At 72.1% G+C, this 17,020-nt stretch carries 15 protein-coding genes; 4 read left to right on the plus strand and 11 right to left on the minus strand.

Features of this window, described 5'->3' with window-relative positions:
• Positions 1-19: 19 nt before the first annotated feature.
• The 4 genes from ABD333_RS11165 to ABD333_RS11180 all read right to left on the minus strand — a co-directional run bounded on the left by ABD333_RS11165 (position 20) and on the right by ABD333_RS11180 (position 4,343).
• Positions 20-991, minus strand: coding sequence for a DMT family transporter (locus ABD333_RS11165; RefSeq protein ID WP_344540238.1), 972 nt, complete (start codon positions 989-991; stop codon positions 20-22).
• A gap of 210 nt (positions 992-1,201) precedes the next feature.
• Positions 1,202-1,969, minus strand: coding sequence for an SDR family NAD(P)-dependent oxidoreductase (locus tag ABD333_RS11170; protein WP_344540239.1), 768 nt, complete (start codon positions 1,967-1,969; stop codon positions 1,202-1,204).
• A 62-nt stretch (positions 1,970-2,031) separates the two neighbouring features.
• A complete protein-coding gene (locus ABD333_RS11175) occupies positions 2,032-3,534 on the minus strand; it encodes a flavin-containing monooxygenase (RefSeq protein WP_344540240.1) in 1,503 nt (500 codons plus the stop codon).
• A 143-nt stretch (positions 3,535-3,677) separates the two neighbouring features.
• The gene (locus ABD333_RS11180; protein ID WP_344540241.1) at positions 3,678-4,343 is read right to left on the minus strand and encodes a DNA-binding response regulator; all 666 of its coding nucleotides are present in this window, start codon (positions 4,341-4,343) and stop codon (positions 3,678-3,680) included.
• Between the two features lie 96 nt (positions 4,344-4,439).
• On the opposite strand from ABD333_RS11180, the gene ABD333_RS11185 reads away from it, so the two are divergent.
• Positions 4,440-5,327, plus strand: coding sequence for an aldo/keto reductase (locus tag ABD333_RS11185; RefSeq protein ID WP_344540242.1), 888 nt, complete (start codon positions 4,440-4,442; stop codon positions 5,325-5,327).
• A gap of 64 nt (positions 5,328-5,391) precedes the next feature.
• Entirely contained in the window at positions 5,392-5,949 is a 558-nt protein-coding gene (locus tag ABD333_RS11190) for a PadR family transcriptional regulator (protein ID WP_344540243.1), read from the plus strand.
• A gap of 23 nt (positions 5,950-5,972) precedes the next feature.
• Here ABD333_RS11190 and ABD333_RS11195 read toward each other — a convergent pair whose 3' ends face one another.
• Entirely contained in the window at positions 5,973-6,677 is a 705-nt protein-coding gene (locus tag ABD333_RS11195; RefSeq protein WP_344540244.1) for a maleylpyruvate isomerase family mycothiol-dependent enzyme, read from the minus strand.
• A 41-nt stretch (positions 6,678-6,718) separates the two neighbouring features.
• On the minus strand, positions 6,719-7,732 hold the full coding sequence (locus tag ABD333_RS11200; protein ID WP_344540245.1) for a diacylglycerol/lipid kinase family protein: 1,014 nt from the start codon (positions 7,730-7,732) through the stop codon (positions 6,719-6,721).
• A gap of 135 nt (positions 7,733-7,867) precedes the next feature.
• Between ABD333_RS11200 and ABD333_RS11205 the strand changes: the two genes are divergently transcribed.
• Complete coding sequence (locus ABD333_RS11205) at positions 7,868-8,863, plus strand: alpha/beta hydrolase (protein WP_344540246.1); 996 nt, start codon at positions 7,868-7,870, stop codon at positions 8,861-8,863.
• A gap of 42 nt (positions 8,864-8,905) precedes the next feature.
• Here the strand turns inward: ABD333_RS11205 and ABD333_RS11210 are convergent, their stop codons facing one another.
• Genes ABD333_RS11210 through ABD333_RS11220 form a run of 3 tightly spaced genes read right to left on the minus strand, consistent with a single transcriptional unit; the run spans position 8,906 to position 11,282 of the window.
• Positions 8,906-9,931: a cation diffusion facilitator family transporter gene (locus ABD333_RS11210; protein ID WP_344540247.1), complete on the minus strand. Its 1,026-nt coding sequence runs from the start codon at positions 9,929-9,931 to the stop codon at positions 8,906-8,908.
• Positions 9,928-10,314, minus strand: a complete 387-nt coding sequence (locus ABD333_RS11215) for an ArsR/SmtB family transcription factor (RefSeq protein WP_344540248.1) — start codon at positions 10,312-10,314, stop codon at positions 9,928-9,930. The genes ABD333_RS11210 and ABD333_RS11215 overlap by 4 nt, the downstream gene beginning before the upstream one ends.
• A gap of 26 nt (positions 10,315-10,340) precedes the next feature.
• Positions 10,341-11,282, minus strand: a complete 942-nt coding sequence (locus ABD333_RS11220; RefSeq protein ID WP_344540249.1) for a DUF6777 domain-containing protein — start codon at positions 11,280-11,282, stop codon at positions 10,341-10,343.
• 149 nt (positions 11,283-11,431) lie between these two features.
• Between ABD333_RS11220 and ABD333_RS11225 the strand changes: the two genes are divergently transcribed.
• Positions 11,432-13,369 carry a protein kinase domain-containing protein gene (locus ABD333_RS11225; protein WP_344540250.1) on the plus strand — a complete coding sequence of 646 codons (1,938 nt, stop codon included), beginning with the start codon at positions 11,432-11,434 and terminating at the stop codon, positions 13,367-13,369.
• Here the strand turns inward: ABD333_RS11225 and ABD333_RS11230 are convergent.
• Together ABD333_RS11230 and ABD333_RS11235 are read right to left on the minus strand one after the other, a co-directional pair.
• Complete coding sequence (locus tag ABD333_RS11230; protein ID WP_344540251.1) at positions 13,357-14,523, minus strand: VWA domain-containing protein; 1,167 nt, start codon at positions 14,521-14,523, stop codon at positions 13,357-13,359. The two genes, ABD333_RS11225 and ABD333_RS11230, sit on opposite strands and share 13 nt — an antisense overlap.
• Entirely contained in the window at positions 14,520-17,018 is a 2,499-nt protein-coding gene (locus ABD333_RS11235) for a DUF5682 family protein (RefSeq protein WP_344540252.1), read from the minus strand. The genes ABD333_RS11230 and ABD333_RS11235 overlap by 4 nt, the downstream gene beginning before the upstream one ends.
• Positions 17,019-17,020: the final 2 nt, after the last annotated feature.

The following is a 17,020-nucleotide window of genomic DNA, read 5'->3' on the forward strand; positions in this document are numbered from 1 at the left end:
CGGGACTGTAGGGGAACGTTCAGGTGATCGCGCGCAGGTCGGCCCGATCGCCGCGCCGGGCCTGTTCGGCGGCGACCTTGACGTCGGTCGTGCCGGGCCGCTCGTACCGCGGGAACGTGACCAGCGCCACCAGCGCGAGCGTGAAGCCGCCGGCGCGCAGGCCGAACGGCAGCGTCTCCTCCGGCCAGGCCTCACCGAACAGGACCGTGCTGCTCATGATCAGATACGTCCGGCCGATGACGGTGAGCACGGTCGCGACGATCGCCAGCCGGCACCGCTGCAGCGCGACCTGAAGGCCGCCCAGGGCGATCGCGGCCATGCCGACGGTCAGGAGGGGGTACGGCGATTCGAGCACCGCCCGGACGCTGCCGGTGTCCTCGTACACGATCGAGATGCCGCGGATGCCCGCCTCGGCCAGCCCGGCGCACGCTCCCGCCCCGATGCCGTACGCGACGCCGGCGAGCTTGCGGGCGTGGCGGCCGCTCCCGCGGCGGTCGCCGAGCAGCCAGACCAGCGCCGAGACGATGACGGCGGGCGCCATCACCGCCAGCATCCGCCACGGCGCGGCGAGCGTGCCGAGCAGGGTGTCGTCGGCGGTGAGCTCGCGTTCGGACCCGGCCGACAGCCCGATCAGGACGGTCGCGAGCACGAACAGCGCGACGCTCGTCCACTCGCGCGGGCTCAGCCGCTCGTCCAGGAACAGGACCGAGTAGATCACCAGGAGGACCAGGCTGAGCGCGAAGATCGGTTGTGCGACGGCCAGCGGAAGCGCGGCGAACGCCACCACCTCGTACGCCAGGCCGAGGAAGAGGATCAGGCCGCCGGTCAGCCAGATCGGGCTGGTCAGCATGTGCCAGGCGACGTGGAACGGGCGGCTTCCCCTCAGCGGAGGCATCCGGCGCGCGGCCATCCGGAAGAACAGGAAGGCGATGTAGTAGGCGGTGGTCGCGAGGAGAGCGAGGGCGGCGTAACCCAGATCGTGACGACCCATCGGGGAGACCTCTCAGCGGACGACGATCAGCCAGCCTGCCGTGCTGAACGCCGCGTGACAAGACCGTGACGCCCCTTCACCGCCCATCCCCGCCGCCCGTCCCCGGGGCGGTCGAGTCCTCCCCACGGTCGGGCCCTTCCTGCGCTCGCGTCCTCGCCCGCGTCCTCCTCGCGGTCGGCTCTCCTCGCGTCCTCCTCGCGGTCGCGTTCGTCAGTCGTACTTGCGTCCCGTCCGCGACGACAGCTTGCCGGCGAGTTCGCGCGGGACGAGCCTGCTGAGCCCGACGATCGCCTTGTACTGGGCGCCGGGCACGCTGACCTGGACGCCGCGGCGCAGGTCGCGCAGGGCCGCGTCGACGAGCTTGTCCTGGTCGAGCCACATGAAATCCGGGATGCCGGTGACGTCCATCTTGGCGCGTTCGTGGAACTCGGTGTGCACGAAACCGGGGCAGAGCGCCATCACGCGGACCCTGTCGTCCGCCTTGCCCGCGATATCCGCCGCCACTCCCTGGCTGAAGCTGACCACCCACGCCTTGGACGCGCCGTACGTGCCGCGCGTGGCGAACGCCGCCACCGACGACACGTTGATGATCCCTCCCCGGCCGCGGTCGAGCATGCCGGGCAGCCCGGCGTGGGTGAGCCGCAGCACCGCCTCGCAGTGCACCCGCAGCATCGTGAGCTCCTCGGCGAGCGGAACGTTCAGGAACGTTCCCTTGTTGCCGAAACCGGCGTTGTTCACCAGCAGGTCGACGCCGTCGCGGACCCGTTCCTCGGCGGTGCCGAGCCCTTCCTCCGTGGCGAGATCGGCGACGACCACCTCGGTCCGGACCGCGTACCTGTCGTGGAGGTCGCGCGCGGACTCCGCGAGCCGGTCGCCGTCGCGGGCGAGCAGCACCAGGTCGAATCCGTCGGCGGCGAGGCGGCGGGCGAAGGCGGCACCGATCCCCGCGGTCGCACCGGTGATGAGAGCAGTCGGCATGATCCGAGCTTAGGGTGCGGCCTGCGGCGTCGCCTATGCCCCCTCCTGAGGTGACGCGCGTCCTATGCCCCGTTCTGCGGTGTGGTGCGCGGCATGCCGGGTGTGGCATGCGGCTCGACGCGCCTGGCGCGGAACTGGCGGGGGTCGGGGCGTCGGGTGGCGCGCCGGTAGGCGAACGTGAACCCCGGCCAGTTGTTGACGACCTTGCCCTCCGCGTTCATGTACCAGCTGTCGCAGCCCGCCTCCCAGACGGTCGACCGCAGCCGCTCGTGCATCTCGCGCTCGAACGCGTCGAGGACGTCGGGCCGCACGTCGATCCAGTCCAGGTCTGCCGCGCGCAGCGCGCGCAGGCACCCCATTACATACCTGAACTGCGATTCGAGCATGTAGATGATGCTGTTGTGGCCGAGATTGGTGTACGGGCCGTAGAGGAGGAAGAGGTTGGGGAAGCCGCTGACCGTGATGCCGAGGTGCGCCTGCGCGCCGTGGCGCCAGGCGTCGTTCAGCTCCCGGCCCGCCAGCCCGCTGATCTTCATCGGGGCCAGGAAGTCGGTGGTGAGGAAGCCGGTGGCGTAGACGATGACGTCGGCCTCGTGCTCCGTGCCGTTCTCCGTGGTCACTCCCGTGGGCGTGACGCGCGCGATGGGATCGGTGATGAGATCGACGTTCGGCCTGGTCAGCGTCGGATAGTAGTCGTTGGAGATGAGGACGCGCTTGCAGCCCATCGGATAGCCGGGCACGAGCGCGCCGCGCAGCGCGGGATCGGGGACCTGGGTGTCCAGGCCCCTGCGGAACTTCTTCGCCATGACCCCCATGAGCCGCGGGTACTTGATGAAGGCGAGCGCGCGCGACTCGTACAGGGCGTAGATCCTGGCGCGGCTCAGCTCGTACGCGCCGGGCACGGCGGTGAGCAGCGCCTTCTCCCAGCGGCGGTACGGGCGGTCCGGCTTCTGGATGACGTACGGCGCGGATCGCTGGAACAACGCCAGCCGCCCGGCCTCGGCGGCGATCTCGGGCACGATCTGGACGGCGCTCGCGCCGGTGCCGATGACGGCGACCTTCTTGCCCCGCAGGTCCACGCCGTGATCCCAGCGCGCCGAGTGGAAGCTCGGCCCGGTGAACGACTCGCGGCCCTCGATGGCCGGCAACGTCGGCCGGTTGAGCTGCCCGCACGCGGAGATGAGCACCCGGGCGGTCAGCTCCTCGCCGTCGCGGGTGGACACGCGCCAGACCGACGCCGTGTGCCCGTCGCCGGAGTCGAAGCGGGCCTCGGTCACCTCGGTGCCGAACCGGATGTGCGGCAGCACGCCGTACTTGCGGGCGCAGAGCCGGAGGTAGTCGAGGATCTCGCGCTGCGGCGGGAAACGCCGCGTCCAGTCCGTCTTGCGCTCGAAGGAGAACGAGTAAAGGTGCGAGGGCACGTCACAGGCGGCGCCGGGATAGGTGTTGTCACGCCAGGTGCCGCCGAGTTCGTCCGCCTTCTCCAGGATGACGAAGTCGTGGATGCCCGCCCGCTTGAGCCGGATCGCCATCCCGATGCCGCCGAACCCACTGCCAATGATCAAGACGCTGTGGCTCATGGCTGTCCCGAATCTCGTTCTGTATGTGTCCGCCGAGCGTAGTGACCGGTGGGTCATCTGGCCACCCGGCCCGGCCGCCGGGGCGGCCCGCGCGCCGGGCTCGTGCGCGCTGGGCTCGCGGGAGCCGGTCAGAGGAGGCCCAGTTCGTGGGCGCGGCGGCCTGCCTGGAAGCGGGAGCCGGCGTCCAGGAGGATGAGGATCTCCGCGACCCGGCGGCGGTAGGTGCGCAGCGAGAGGCCGAGCCGCCGGGAGGCGGTCTCGTCCTTGAGGCCGTCGCCGAGGAGCCGCAGGATCTCCCGGCTCTCGTCGTTCAGCACCGGCGGGCGCGACCGCCGGAACTCCGCGAGGTCGGCGGCCGACTCCCAGGTCGCCCAGAAGAGCGAGGCGACCCCCTGGATCACGGCGGGGGAGCGGACCACGGTGTACTCGCGGACGCCCTGCGCCGCGGGACCCGCCAGCACGGCGATCCGGTCGTCGATGATGATCGTCTCGTGGGGCAGCGGGGTGGCGCAGATCCGGACGCGGGCGCCGCGGCGCGCGATCTCGATCAGGTGCCGTTCGGACTCCTCGTCGGCGAGCGCCCGCGGATTGTAGAGCTTGAAGACCGGCAGCCCGGGGGCCGACCGGCGGCGCTCGGCGACGATCTGCTCGCGTACGCCGGGCATCGCCCAGGTCCGCAGGTCGGCCGCGGCGCACACGAACCGTTCCCGGGCGCCCGCGAAGAGGTGGCCCGCCCGCCGGACGAGTTCGTCCTCGCCGCGCAGGGTGACGTTGGTGTCCAGGTCAAGGCTCATCAAGGCAAGTCTGCGCGGCACGGCGCGACGGGGTCAACGTGGCAGCTTGCTGCCACGGGCTCGTGCCGAGCGCGCGGAGGCCGGAGGCTTCGGGTCATGAACACGAACCGATTCACGACGTTGGGCGGCGACCTGCGGATCGCGCGGATGGGCTTCGGGGCGATGAGGCTGCCCGCCAGCGAACGCGGCGGTCCCCCCAACGACCGCGACACCGGGCTGGCGGTGCTGCGCCGCGCGGTCGAGCTCGGCGTGAACCACCTCGACACGGCCGCCTTCTACTTCTCCGGTGAGCTGACGGCGAACGGGCTGATCAGCGCGGCGCTCCGGCCGTACCGGGACGACCTGGTGATCGCCACCAAGGTCGGGCCGCGACGCGGGCCGCACGACCCCATGCCCACGGGACGGCTGGAGCCCGGTGAGCTGCGCGCCGAGGTGGAGCGCAACCTCCGCGAGCTCGGGCTCGACCGGCTCGACCTGGTCTACCTGCGCGTCGGCGGGCTCGGACCGGCGCCGGACGAGCCGGTCGGCGCGCGGTTCGACGTACTGGCCGGGCTTCGGGAGGAAGGCCTGATCAGGCATCTCGGGGTGAGCAACGTGACCGCCGGGCAGCTCGCGGAGGCCCGGGCGATCGCCCCGGTCGTGGCCGTGCAGAACCGCTTCGACGTGACGATGCCGCACGACACGGAGCTGCTGGAGATCTGCGAGCGCGACGGCATCGTGTACGCGCCGTACTTCCCGCTCGGCGGTTTCGGGCTCCCGGACGACGAACGCGTCGCGCGCATCGCCGGACGGCACGGCGCGACCGTCGCGCAGGTGCTGCTGGCGGGGCTTCTCGCCCTGTCACCCGTGATGCTGGCGATCCCGGGCACCTCCTCCCCGGCTCACCTGGAGGAGAACGTGGCGTCCGCGGATCTCGTGCTGACCGCCGAGGACCTCGCCGAGCTCAGGGCGCCGCGGCGGGAAGACGCTCGCCAGACCCCTTAACCTGGCCGTACGCCACGGTCACGAACGGTGTGCGGATCGATGGATCGGCCAGTCAGGGGAGACGATGTCGGCGACGCGGTTGCTGGTGCTCGGTGCGGTGCGCGGCTTCGGCCGGGCGCACGGGTACGAGATCCGCCGCGCGCTGCTGTCGTGGGGCTCGGACGAGTGGGCCAACGTCAACCCGGGCTCGATCTACCACGCGCTCAAGCAGCTCACCAAGGAGGAGCTGCTGCGCGCGTACGAGGTCCCGGAGAACGACGCCGGCCCGCCGCGGACCGACTACGAGATCACCGAACGCGGCGGCGAGGAGTTCCTGCGGCTCCTGCGGGAGGCCGTCGTCAACGTGGACCAGCGGCGGCCCGAGCTGTGGTCGGCCGCGCTCGGCTTCCTCACCGAGCTGCCGCGGGCGGAGGCGATCGAGCTGCTCGAACGGCGGCTGGAGGGGCTGGCGGCATGGCGCGCGGAGGTCACGCCGCACATCACGCGGGACCCCGACCACCTGAACGAGCTGCTCGGCTGGTGGGTGCATTCCGCCGACTCGGGCGCCGAATGGACGCGCGGGCTCATCGGGCGCCTCAAGGACGGCGCGTACGTGATGGCCGGCGAGCCCTCCCGCGCCTAGGCCGTAGGCCGGGGCCGTCAGGGTCAGGCTAGGCAGACGAGGGCGCGGCAGAGGTCCTGGTCGAGCGGGTAGTCCGCTGGCAGGCGGCGCGTGGTGGCTTCGACGAAGTCGGCCGCCGACAGCTCCGCGGACTTGTCGTCCAGGGTGACCCGGTAGCCGCCGGGGATCTGGCTGATCTGGAGGAGGGAGCCCTGCTCGTCGAGCACGAAGACGCCGAGGCGCGCCCGCCAGGCCGTGCGCGCGGGCTCCTCTTCCGGAGCGACCGGCACCCCCACGTCGTCGGCGTGCGTCGCGTACTCCGAGGCGTAGTGGAAGGCCTGCAGCCCGACCGGGTACGCCCCGGCCATCGTCGCCAGTGTCGCGTCGGCGCCGAGTTCGCGCATGCGCCACCGGGTCTCGGTGTTGGCGTCCCGCCACTCGCGCAGCACCGCGTCGACCGGCAGCTCGCGGCGTTCGTCCACGGTCCAGTCGTTGAACGCGCCGAGATCCTTGACGCCCTTCTCGCTCAGGAGCGCGAACAACCCGTCCAGCTCGTCATCGAGGCAGGCGTGGTTGTAGAGCTCCTCACCGGCCAGATGGGCCAGAACGTCCCGTACCGTCCAGCCCTCGCAGCGCGACGGCCGGGCCCAGCCGCTCTCGTCGAGCCCGGTGAAGTACGCGTCGAGCCGGGCGTACTCGGTGTCGAGGACGTCGAAGGGATTCAGATCGCGAAGGTTCTCGGAGACCATGGGGCTTCCGTACCCCGAAGCACCCCGCGTATGACGGCGGCCTAGGTGTCGATGAAGGACCGTGGAACGATCACGCGGAGGGCGTTGCCCAGGAGCTTGACCGTGACGGGGGTCTGCCCGCGGATCTCGCCGTCCACGTCGACCGTCAGCGGCGGCTCGGTCGCGATGTGCACCTCGTCGGTGGTCAGGAACGCCTCCTCGTCGAGCGACCGCCACTGGCCGGTGACCATGTGCCGGGCGGTGGCGGAGGCCAGCCGGAGGCGCCGCTCGTCGCCGAGCCGGTAGACCACCAGCAGCCGGTCGTCCGGGCTGGCGTCGCGGGCGATGCGCTGGCCGCTGTGGTGCGCGCCGTTCGCCACGTTCAGCTGGTGGGTCTGGAACTCCTGCGTCTCGCCGCCGATGCGGACGGTGGCCTTGAACGCCTCGTGCCGGGGGAGGAGCCGCAACGCCGTCAGCCCGTACGCGGCGCGGCCGACCACCCGCTTGAGCCCGTGTGGAACGTTCCGCGCGACCTCGACCGACAACCCGAGGCTGACCATGTTGGCGAAGATGTGCCGCCCGTCCTGGGCGTCCGGCGCGCCGCCGTCCGCGCGGGCGGTGGCCTCCGGGTCGGTGCCGGTGAACCAGCCCACGTCGACGTCGGCGACCTTGCCCTCGCGCAGCACGTTCACCGCGCCCCGCAGGTCCTGCGGCAGCTCCAGGCTGCGGGAGAAGTTGTTGGTGGTGCCGAGCGGCAGCACGCCGAGGGCGATGTCGCGGTGGGTGAGATGGCTGACCGCCGCGGCGACCGTGCCGTCGCCGCCACCGACCACGACCAGGTCGGGTTCCAGCGCGAGCACCTCGGTGAAGATCTCGGTCAGCCGGGCGGGATCGGTCACCGGGTAGACGCGCTCGAACTCCACGCCCGCCTCGGCCAGCAACCGGCGCGCGGAGCCGAAGAGCCGGCGGCCGCGGCGCGACCTGGCGTTGACCACCAGAACGGCCCGCCCCTCCGTGCGGATCGCCGCTTCGAGCTCCTGCTTGCTGCGCATGTCGACGGTCTCGCTCCCCTCCATCCCCGGTCACCCTACCGGCCACCGAACGGCCGGCCCGGTGGGCATGCATTTTATAAACCGTTTACCGAGCATTGAAACGTCCGTGCGGTGGGGATGTTCATGAGAAAGCACACAAGGAATGGCCGGGGCGAAAGAATGTGGCGGTATGGCTGGCTAGGAGCGAGTTTTATTGCGGGGCTTTCGGCGTCCATTGCGCCCGGCGGCCCGGCACAGGCGTCGTCCCCCGCCGCCGACGACGGCGCGGCGGTCATCGGCGAACGTTCCCGCGGCTCCCGCGTTCTCGACCTGACGGTTCGTTCGCCGGTGCTCGCGGCGCCCGCGCACGTGCGGTTGCTGCTGCCTCCGGGCTGGTCACGGGACGCGGCGCGGACGTGGCCGGTGCTCTGGCTGCTGCCCGGCGCGGGCGGCGGACCGGCACTGCACACGAGCTGGACCGACAACACCGACGTCGACGAACTGACCGCCGGCTCGGACATCATCGTCGTCATGCCGGACGGCGGGCCCTGCGGCAATTACACCGACTGGTGGAATCACGGCAAAGGCGGTCCGCCCAAGTGGGAAACCTTCCATCTGACCGAGCTCCGGCAGATTCTCGAACGCGGATACCGCGCCGGAACGGCACGCGCCATCGCCGGTAACGGAATGGGCGGCATGGGCGCGCTGGCCTATGCCGCCCGGCATCGCGGGCTGTTTCGCGCGGCGGCCTCGTTCAGCGGATTCCTCAACACCCTCCACCGCGATCCGCACGGCCTCGACGTGGCCGACGTGGTGGAGCTCGGCGTCGCGATCGGCTCCCCCGCCGCCCACTGGCTCGACGTCTGGGGCAGCCCGGACGTCCAGCGCGTGGTGTGGCGGCAGCACAACCCGTACGACCTGGCGGATCGCCTGTCCGGAGTCCGGCTCTACGTCAGCTCGGGCGACGGGAGCCCGGGCGCGTACGATCCGCGGCCGGGCACCTGCCCGGACGTGCTCGAATCGCTCGCGCGCACGGTGACACTGGAGTTCACCGGGAAGCTCAGGAAACTGGGCATCCCCGTCTCGGCCCACTTCTACCGCGGCGGCCACCGCTGGCCGTACTGGCGGCGCGAACTCCACGCCGCCCTTCCCGTTCTCCTAGCTGAGATCACCTGAAAGCAAGCCAACCCACCAGCCGAACGGGCTTCTGGGGGATCGTCAGTGGTCGCACTGGGGGTCGGCGGCGTGGTCGTGGGGTTCGGCGGTCGCCGCGACGTGCCGGGGGCCGTGCGGGTCCTCGCAGTGGAACTCGTCGTCGAGGTGATCGACTTCGAGGGTGGTGTGCGTGATGCCGTACGAGGAGCGCAGCAGTTCCTGAAGGTCGCGCCTTACGGCATGGCAGTCGCCCTTGGGCTCGACGAGGACGTGCGCCGACAGCGCCGGGTAGCCGGAGCTGACCTCCCAGACGTGCAGGTCGTGCACCTCCTCCACGCAGGGGCGCTCGGCCAGGCGCGCGCCGAGCTCGGTGGGGTCGATCCCGGCGGGGGCGGCCTCCATGAGCACCCGGCCGGCGTCGCGCAGCAGCCCGTACCCGGCCTTGAGCATGAGCGCCGCCACGAACAGCGAGGCGATCACGTCCGCCCGGTTGAAGCCGGTCACCCAGATCACCAGGCCCGCGATGGTGGTGGCGATGAAGGCGTAGAGGTCGTTCAGGATGTGCTGGAACGCGCCCTCGACGTTCAGGCTGCTCCGGTTGGCCTTGCTGATCAGCCAGGTCGCCGCCACGTTCACCGCGACGCCGGAGAGCGAGGTCCAGAAGACGAGCTGGCCGTTGACCTCCGGCGGGGAGAGCAGCCGCTCGACGCTCTCGTACACGAAGTAGGCGGCGAGCAGGAGCAGCGTCAGCCCGTTCAGCTGGGCGGAAAGGATCTCCGCGCGGCGCAGGCCGTAGGTGTAGCCGCCCTTGGGCGGCCGTGCCGCGATCCGCATCGCGATCAGCGCGAAGATGATCGCGAACGCGTCGGTCATCATGTGCGCCGCGTCAGAGATCAGCGCCAGCGAGGAGGCGATCACGCCGATGGTCGCCTCGACGCTCATGTAGCCGAGGATCAGCGCGAGCGCGGCGGACAGATAGCGCCGGTCGGCGTTCGCGGACACGCCGTGGCCGTGGCCTTGCCCCTGCCCGTGGCCGTGACCATGGCCGCCGGGCCGCTCGCCCGGGGTGCCGTCCAGGTCAGCGCTCATCTACCTTCCTCCGGGTGTCCGACGTGGGCGAGTGCCAGCTCCAGCAACATCCTGACGTGCGCGTCGTCCAGCCGGTAGAACGCCATCCGGCCGGACCTGCGAACCCGTACGACCCGGTCGGCGCGCAGCAGGCGCAGCGCGTGCGACACGGCCGACTCGGTGTGCCCGCAGGCGGCGGCGATGTCGCACACGCACATCTCGCCCCCTTCGAGCAGCGCCATGAGGATGCGGAGCCGCCCCGGGTCGGAGAGTAGCCCGAAAATGCGGGCCGTCTCGGCGACCGCCTCACCGTCCGGCATGGCGGCGGTGACCATCGCGACCTTTTCGGGATCGACCACGCGGACGATACAGGCGTCCGGCACGACATCTGAAGAACTGCTCATATGGGCAAAGGTACCTCACATGTGGATCACGAGGAAACCGGGGGCGCGGACTGCTCCGGAGCGGCGGAGATCTCGCCGGTCGGCTCCGGCCCGGACTGCTGGGCGCCGGGCGTGCCCGGGACCTCCGGCTCGGGCGTCGGCTCCCCGGTCGGCTCGTCCGTCGGGCCGCCGGTGCCGTCCGTCGGCACGCCCGGGCTCGAACTGTCGGCGGGCATGCCCGAATCGGAGGGCGTGGGCAGGTCCGTACCCGGCACACCGCCGCTCGGATCGGTGGTCTCGGTGGCCGGAAGCGTCGCGGGCGGGCCGTCCAGGGTCCCCAGCGTGGCCCGCGGCCGGTCGAACCCGATCTTGGCCTCCGGATCGACGAGCACGAACACCGGCACCGCGCCCCGGGACGCCTCGCGCGGCTTGATCTTAGTGACCTTCCCCTTGGTGAACCGCGGCCACGACTGCCCGGTGTATTTCGCGTCCCCCGTGGAGATCTTTTTCTCGGGCTCGGTCAGTGGATTGCCGCAATTGCACTTGACGACCGGAAAACCGTACTCGTTGACCAGCACGCCCATTCCGGCCTGGAGAACGGCCGGTGCCGCGGTCGCCTTCCCGTTCCGGAAACCGTGATTCGTCACCAGCGTGTCCGTGCGCAGCAGCACGGGCGTCAGCCGTCCGACGAACCCCGCGATCTCGGCGGGCTTGATCCCGTGCACGGCGGCCCACGCCTGCGCCTTGGCCGGATCGGAACGCAGGAACTCCACGAGCTTGGCCGGATCGCAGCTGGCCGCGCGGCGCGTACCCCCGTACAGGCCGGGGGAGTCGCCGTCCGTCGTCCCGCCCGCCTGCGCCCGTGCCGTCAGCCGCACCTCGTCGGTGCCGGACATCGGGGAGTACGGATCGGGACCCGGCGTGCCCACGGCCAGACGCGTGATCGTCGCCTCCGCCTCGCCGCAACCGGTCACCAATGTGCCGATCAAGACCCAGCCCGTGAACACAGCCAGGTAAAGCCGAGAATTGATCTTTGGCATCGGTCATCTCCCGTTCGCCGCCCGCCGTCCCTATACTCTTTGATGCCAGGGAAGCGCGTTTTGTGCGCAACCAATTGCAAATTCACGGCGAGGTGCGGATGGCTCCGCTCGACCCGGCCGATCCCGTCCGCCTGGGGCCCTACGCGGTCACCGGACGGCTCGGCACCGGCGGGCAGGGCGTCGTCTACCTCGGCCGCGGCGACGACGGGCGCCAGGTCGCCATCAAGCTCCTGCACGCCCAACTGCTCGGCGACCGCAACGCCCGCGCCCGCTTCGTCCGCGAGCTGGCCCTGCTCCAGCGCGTCGCGGGCTTCTGTACGGCGAAGATGCTCGACGCCGACGTGGCCGGAGACCGGCCGTACATCGTGAGCGAGTTCGTGCCCGGCCCGTCCCTCCGCGAGCTCGTCCAGACACACGGCCCGCGTACCGGCGCCGACCTCGACCGCCTCGCCATCAGCACCGTCACCGCCCTGACCGCGATCCACCGCGCCGGGATCGTGCACCGCGACTTCAAGCCGCAGAACGTCCTGGTGGGGCCCGACGGCCCCCGCGTCATCGACTTCGGCATCGCCCGCGCCCTCGACTCCGGCGCCACCGTGACCAGCCAGGTCGTCGGCACCCCGGTCTACATGGCGCCCGAACAGTTCTCCGCCGCGCCGATCGGCCCGTCCGCCGACCTCCACGCCTGGGCCGCCACCCTCCTCTTCGCCGCCACCGGCACCGACCCGTTCGCGGGCGGCCCGCTCCCCGCCGTGATGTACCGCATCCTCCACGAGACGCCCGACCTCAGCGCCCTCCCGCCCCAGATCGCCGAAGTCGCCGCCGCCTGCCTGGCCAAAGACCCCCAGTCCCGCCCCAGCGCCGAAGAAACCCTCCTCTGGCTCCTGGGCGACCGAGCCCAACCCGCCCCGACAGACCGATCAGACCACCCTCGCGCATACAACCCGCCGGGCGCGGCCAGCGCATACGGCCAGGCCAGCGAGTCGGCCCAGCCCGACGCCCACGACCCGCGCGGCGCCTATGACCAGCCCGGCGGACATGGCCGAGCCGATGCATACGGCGCGCCTGGCGCCCACGATGCACGTGGCAGTTACGCTCCGCCTAACCAGCCCGGCACCTCCGATCAACCCGGCCCACCCGACCCGCCCACCCCGCCCGGTGTGTATAGCCCGCCCGGCGCGCATGGCTCGGCTGGCGCGCCCGGTCAGCCCGGCGCGTCCGGCCCACCTGGCGTGTATGGGTGGCCTGACGCGTACGGCCCGCCCGGCGCGTCTGCTCCACCTGGTGTGGACGGCTCGCCCGGCGAGTTCGGCTCGCATGTCGCGGCAGACGCGTCTGCTCAGCCCGGCGCATCCGGCTCGCCCGGTGTGTATGGCGCGCCTGCCCAGCCCGGCGTGTCCGGTCAAGCTGGCGCGCATGGCTCGGTCGGCGCGCCCGGCCAGCCCGGCCCGCCTGGCGCGTCTGCTCCGCCTGGCGTGTATGGGTGGCCTGGCGCGCATGGCTCGGCCGGCGTGTCCGGTCAACCTGGCGCGCATGGCTCGGCCGGTGTGTCCGGCCCGCCCGGCGCGCCTGGTCCGGCTGGCGTGTATGACTCGGCTGGCGTGTACGGCCAGTCTGGGGCGATTGGTGCGTTCGGTCGGCCTGGCGCATCGTCCTTGGCTCGGGGTTATCGGGTTCTGCGGCGGTCGCCTGTGGTGGTGTTGGGGTTGGTGCTGGCCGCCTTGTTGGCGGTGCTTGACATCGTGGTGCTGGCGGCGTTGGTCGCGCGGCCGGGCTTGAGTTCGGGACCGCGCGGGGAGTTGCTGCCTGCGGCGTCCTCCTATGGGGTGCTGGCCATGGTCACGCTGGTGGCGGTGGTCATGGCCTGGCGGGGGAGCCGGGCGGCGGCCTGGACGGTGCTCGTCGTGCGGGTGTTGCGGGTCGTGGCGTGGGTCGGCTGGAGCTTCGTGGTGGCGGTCGATCCGGCGTTCGGGGTGTACGGCGCGGTGTCGCTGGTGGCGGCGGTGCTGCTGGCGATCGGTCTCTACTCCCGCTGACGTTCGGACCATTCCTTCAGGTCGCGGCGTTCGACGGCGGCGGCCATCAGGTCGGGGAACGCGTCGGGCGTGCAGGCGAACGCGGGGACGCCCAGGGCGGCCAGGGCGGTCGCGTTCTCGTGGTCGTAGGAGGGGGCGCCGTCGTCGGAGAGGGCGAGGAGCACGATGACCTGGACCCCGGCGGCGGTGAGGGCGGCGACGCGCTGGAGCATCTCGGCCCGGACGCCGCCCTCGTACAGGTCGCTGATCAGGACGAAGATGCTGTCGTTCGGGCGGGTGATCAGGCCCTGGCAGTACGCGATGGCGCGGTTGATGTCGGTGCCGCCGCCGAGCTGGGTGCCGAAGAGCAGCTCGACCGGGTCGTGCAGCTGGTCGGTGAGGTCCACGACGGCGGTGTCGAAGACGACCAGGGAGGTGCGGAGTGAACGCATCGAGGCGAGGACCGCGCCGAACACGCTCGCGTAGACCACGGACGCCGCCATCGAGCCGCTCTGGTCGATGCACAGGACGACGTCGCGCTTGACCGCCTGCTGGCGGCGGCCGTATCCGATCAGGCGTTCCGGTACGAGGGTGCGGTGGTCGGGCAGGTAGTGGCGCAGGTTGGCGCGGATCGTGCGTTCCCAGTCGACGTCGGCGGGGCGGCGGGGGCGCAGCACGCGGGCGGAGCGGTCGAGGGCGCCGCCGATCGCCGAACGGGTGCGCTGGGCGAGGCGCTTCTCCAGGTCCTGAACGACCTTGCGGACCACCGTGCGGGCGGACTCGCGGGCTCGGTCGGGCATGACCTGGTTGAGCGACAGGAGCGTGCCGACGAGGTGGACGTCGGGCTCGACGGCGTCGAGCATCTCGGGTTCGAGGAGGAGGCGGGTGAGGTTGAGCCGTTCGATCGCGTCCTTCTGCATGACTTGAACGACGGTGGACGGGAAGTAGGTGCGGATGTCGCCGAGCCAGCGCGCCACCGAGGGCGCGGAGTCGCCCAGGCCCGCGCTGCGGCGGCCCGACTTGCCGCGCGGCTCGTCGCGTCCGCCGGTGCCGTAGAGCTTTTCCAGGGCGGCGTCCATGCGAGCCTCGTCGCCCTCCAGCGCGACCCCGGTGCCGTCGGCGCCCTCACCGCCGAGCATGAGCCGCCAGCGCTTGAGCCGTTCCTCGGTGTTCATGATCGGGCCTCCCAGCCGAGGATCCGCAGTGCCGCCGCCACGGCGGGCGCGGCGCGTTCGAGATCGAGGTCGAGGTCGTCGCGGCGGCGCTCGGGCGCGGCGCCGAGGCGGCGCACCCGCTCGCCGATCGCGCGGCGTTCGGCGGTGGAGTACGCGCCGAACGTGCGGCGCAGCAGCGGCAGGACGTCGGTGAACGAGTCGCCGGAAAGCTCGGCGATCCAGCCGTCGACCAGGCGCAGCAGTTCCTCGTCGTGCACCAGGATCAGGCCGCCGCCCGACAGGAATCCCTCGATCCACGAGGCGGCCCGGTCTGGCGCGGTACCGATTGATACGGCCCGGGCCATGCGGTCGGGCACGTCGTGCAGCATCCCGGCGTCCTGGAGCAGCCGGGTGAGGCGGCCTTCGAGCAGGCCGTGCAGGTCGCGGCGGTCGACCAGGCCCCGCAGGGTACGGCGCCACCGTTCACTGTGCTCGACGGCGCCGAGGAGAGCGAGGCCGCCATGCACCGCGTCGACATGGCCGAGCAGTTCGCGGGCGGCGCCGTCGTCCAGGCCGGTGACGGCCGGGGGCAGCCCCACGCAGATGCGGACCACCAGGGTGTCGACGACCGACTGCAGCGGGCCCGTGCCCGTGCCGCGCACGTCGCCGTACCGCAGCGCGCGGACGAGGGACGGCAGCGCGGACATCAGATGCGCCACGTCGGTGTCGAGCGCGGCCCGGTCGGCCAGCGACCGCATCACCGTCGGCAGCGCGTCGCCCAGGTCGGCCAGCAGGCAGCGTTCGGCGACCGACGTGAGCTCGGCGAGGGTCTCGGCCTGCGCGGCCATCGCCTCGGCCCGCGCGGACGCCGCGCCGCGCACGGTGGTGCCCCACGCGCTCGCCTCGATCAGCTCCACGTCGAACTCCGGCCGCCACATCAGCGTCCAGGTCTCACGGAACGTGCCCTTGGACGACCTGCCGCCGCCCTCGGTGGGCACGCCCCAGTCCACGTCCAGCAGCCGCAGCCGGTGGAGCAGATGGCTGCGCTCCAGGTCGGTGGGCTTGCGCAGGTCGAGATCCTGCTCCTTGTCGAGGGCGGACGGCTTGAGGCGCAGCCGCCGCTGCTCGGCCTGCAGGTCGCGCTGCAGCGGCACCATGGGGGTGCGCTCGGGTACGGCTCCGAGCCGTTCGCCGACGACCATCGTGCGCTGGATCAGCTCGACCGGCAGGTCGGCGCCCTCGCAGAGCACGGCGCGGGTGGCCTCGGTGACCTCGTCGAGCCCCGCCAGCGGACGTCCGCGCAGCGCAGCGAGCGCTTCGGCGAGCCGTACCGCCTCGATGACGTGCGCGGACGAGACGTGCAGGTCTTCTTCGCGCAGCACCCGCGCGGCATCGGTCAGCCACCGCTCGATCGGACGGTCCGGCGCCGCGAACAGATGGTGGTACCAGCCGGGCGACCGGACGCCGGCCCCGTAGCCCGAACGGTTGGCCAGCCTGCCGTGCGTCCACGGCACCCAGGTCATCGCGACCTTGGTCTTGGGCAGTCCCCGCAGCGTCTGCTCGTCCTTGGACGCGGGGACCTTCGCCTGCAACGCCGGGACGTGCCACGCGCCGCACACCACCGCGACCCGTTCGTACCCGTCCTTGAGCGTGCGCCGCAACGTCCGGCGCATGTGGGCCTCGCGCTGCTCCTCCCGCCGCAGGTAACCGGGCGGCAGGCCGTCCGCGACCTCGGGCTCGGGCAGGGCCGCCAACTGCTCGCGCAGCTCGGCCATCGCCTCCGCGATCGCCGGGAACGGTGACGGCCCCTCGTCCCGATGCTCGACGACGTCGTCCCACCACCGCTCCGCGTCGTCGTAACCGGCCGCCTTGGCCAGCCATCCCAGCGGATCGAGCCGGATCCGCTGCTCGGCCGGCACCTCCGGCTCCGGCTCGGCCGGCATCCCCGGCTCCGCCGGCTCAGCTGACACCCTCGGCACCGTCGGCTCCGCCGACGCCTCCGGCTCGGCCGGCGTCCCCGGCGTCCCCGGCGTCCCCGGCGTCCCCGGTGTCCCCGGCTCGGCCTGCGCCCCAGGCTGCTCGCCCGCGACGTGGTCGTCCGGACCTCCCGCGGTGTCGGAGGCCGGGGGGGCGCCGGGCTCCGGCGGCCGGCCGGGGACGGCCGGAACGAGCTGGTGGGCGGCGGGCAGGTCGCAGAAGCGGACGGGGACACCGGTGCTGAGGGCGTGGCGGATCGCCTGCCACTCGGGGCTGAACTCGGCGAACGGCCAGAACGCAGCCTGGCGGTCGGAGCCCTCGGCGGCATCGCCCACCGGGGCCTTGCCCGGCGCGTACGCCAGCAGCGCCACCGGCGGGACCATGCCGGCGTCGCCCGCCAGCTCGACGAGGGGATCGGCCTCCGGCGGGCCCTCGATCAGGATCGCGTCGGGCTTGAAGTCCTCCAGCGCCCGCCGGACCGCCCGTGCCGAGCCGGGGCCGTGATGCCGGATGCCGTACACCTCGACCTGCGCGCCCATGG

Origin of the sequence: Actinomadura fulvescens (assembly GCF_039533225.1) — a bacterium.
Taxonomy (GTDB): Bacteria; Actinomycetota; Actinomycetes; order Streptosporangiales; family Streptosporangiaceae; genus Spirillospora; species Spirillospora fulvescens.

Excerpts from the sequence above, each read along its gene's own strand:
- ABD333_RS11165 (WP_344540238.1), bottom strand. The coding sequence starts at position 991 with ATGGGTCGTCACGATCTGGGTTACGCCGCCCTCGCTCTCCTCGCGACC.
- ABD333_RS11170 (WP_344540239.1), bottom strand. The coding sequence starts at position 1,969 with ATGCCGACTGCTCTCATCACCGGTGCGACCGCGGGGATCGGTGCCGCC.
- ABD333_RS11180 (WP_344540241.1), bottom strand. The coding sequence starts at position 4,343 with ATGAGCCTTGACCTGGACACCAACGTCACCCTGCGCGGCGAGGACGAA.
- ABD333_RS11185 (WP_344540242.1), top strand. The coding sequence starts at position 4,440 with ATGAACACGAACCGATTCACGACGTTGGGCGGCGACCTGCGGATCGCG.
- ABD333_RS11190 (WP_344540243.1), top strand. The coding sequence starts at position 5,392 with ATGTCGGCGACGCGGTTGCTGGTGCTCGGTGCGGTGCGCGGCTTCGGC.
- ABD333_RS11195 (WP_344540244.1), bottom strand. The coding sequence starts at position 6,677 with ATGGTCTCCGAGAACCTTCGCGATCTGAATCCCTTCGACGTCCTCGAC.
- ABD333_RS11200 (WP_344540245.1), bottom strand. The coding sequence starts at position 7,732 with ATGGAGGGGAGCGAGACCGTCGACATGCGCAGCAAGCAGGAGCTCGAA.
- ABD333_RS11205 (WP_344540246.1), top strand. The coding sequence starts at position 7,868 with ATGTGGCGGTATGGCTGGCTAGGAGCGAGTTTTATTGCGGGGCTTTCG.
- ABD333_RS11210 (WP_344540247.1), bottom strand. The coding sequence starts at position 9,931 with ATGAGCGCTGACCTGGACGGCACCCCGGGCGAGCGGCCCGGCGGCCAT.
- ABD333_RS11215 (WP_344540248.1), bottom strand. The coding sequence starts at position 10,314 with ATGAGCAGTTCTTCAGATGTCGTGCCGGACGCCTGTATCGTCCGCGTG.
- ABD333_RS11225 (WP_344540250.1), top strand. The coding sequence starts at position 11,432 with ATGGCTCCGCTCGACCCGGCCGATCCCGTCCGCCTGGGGCCCTACGCG.
- ABD333_RS11230 (WP_344540251.1), bottom strand. The coding sequence starts at position 14,523 with ATGAACACCGAGGAACGGCTCAAGCGCTGGCGGCTCATGCTCGGCGGT.
- ABD333_RS11235 (WP_344540252.1), bottom strand. The coding sequence starts at position 17,018 with ATGGGCGCGCAGGTCGAGGTGTACGGCATCCGGCATCACGGCCCCGGC.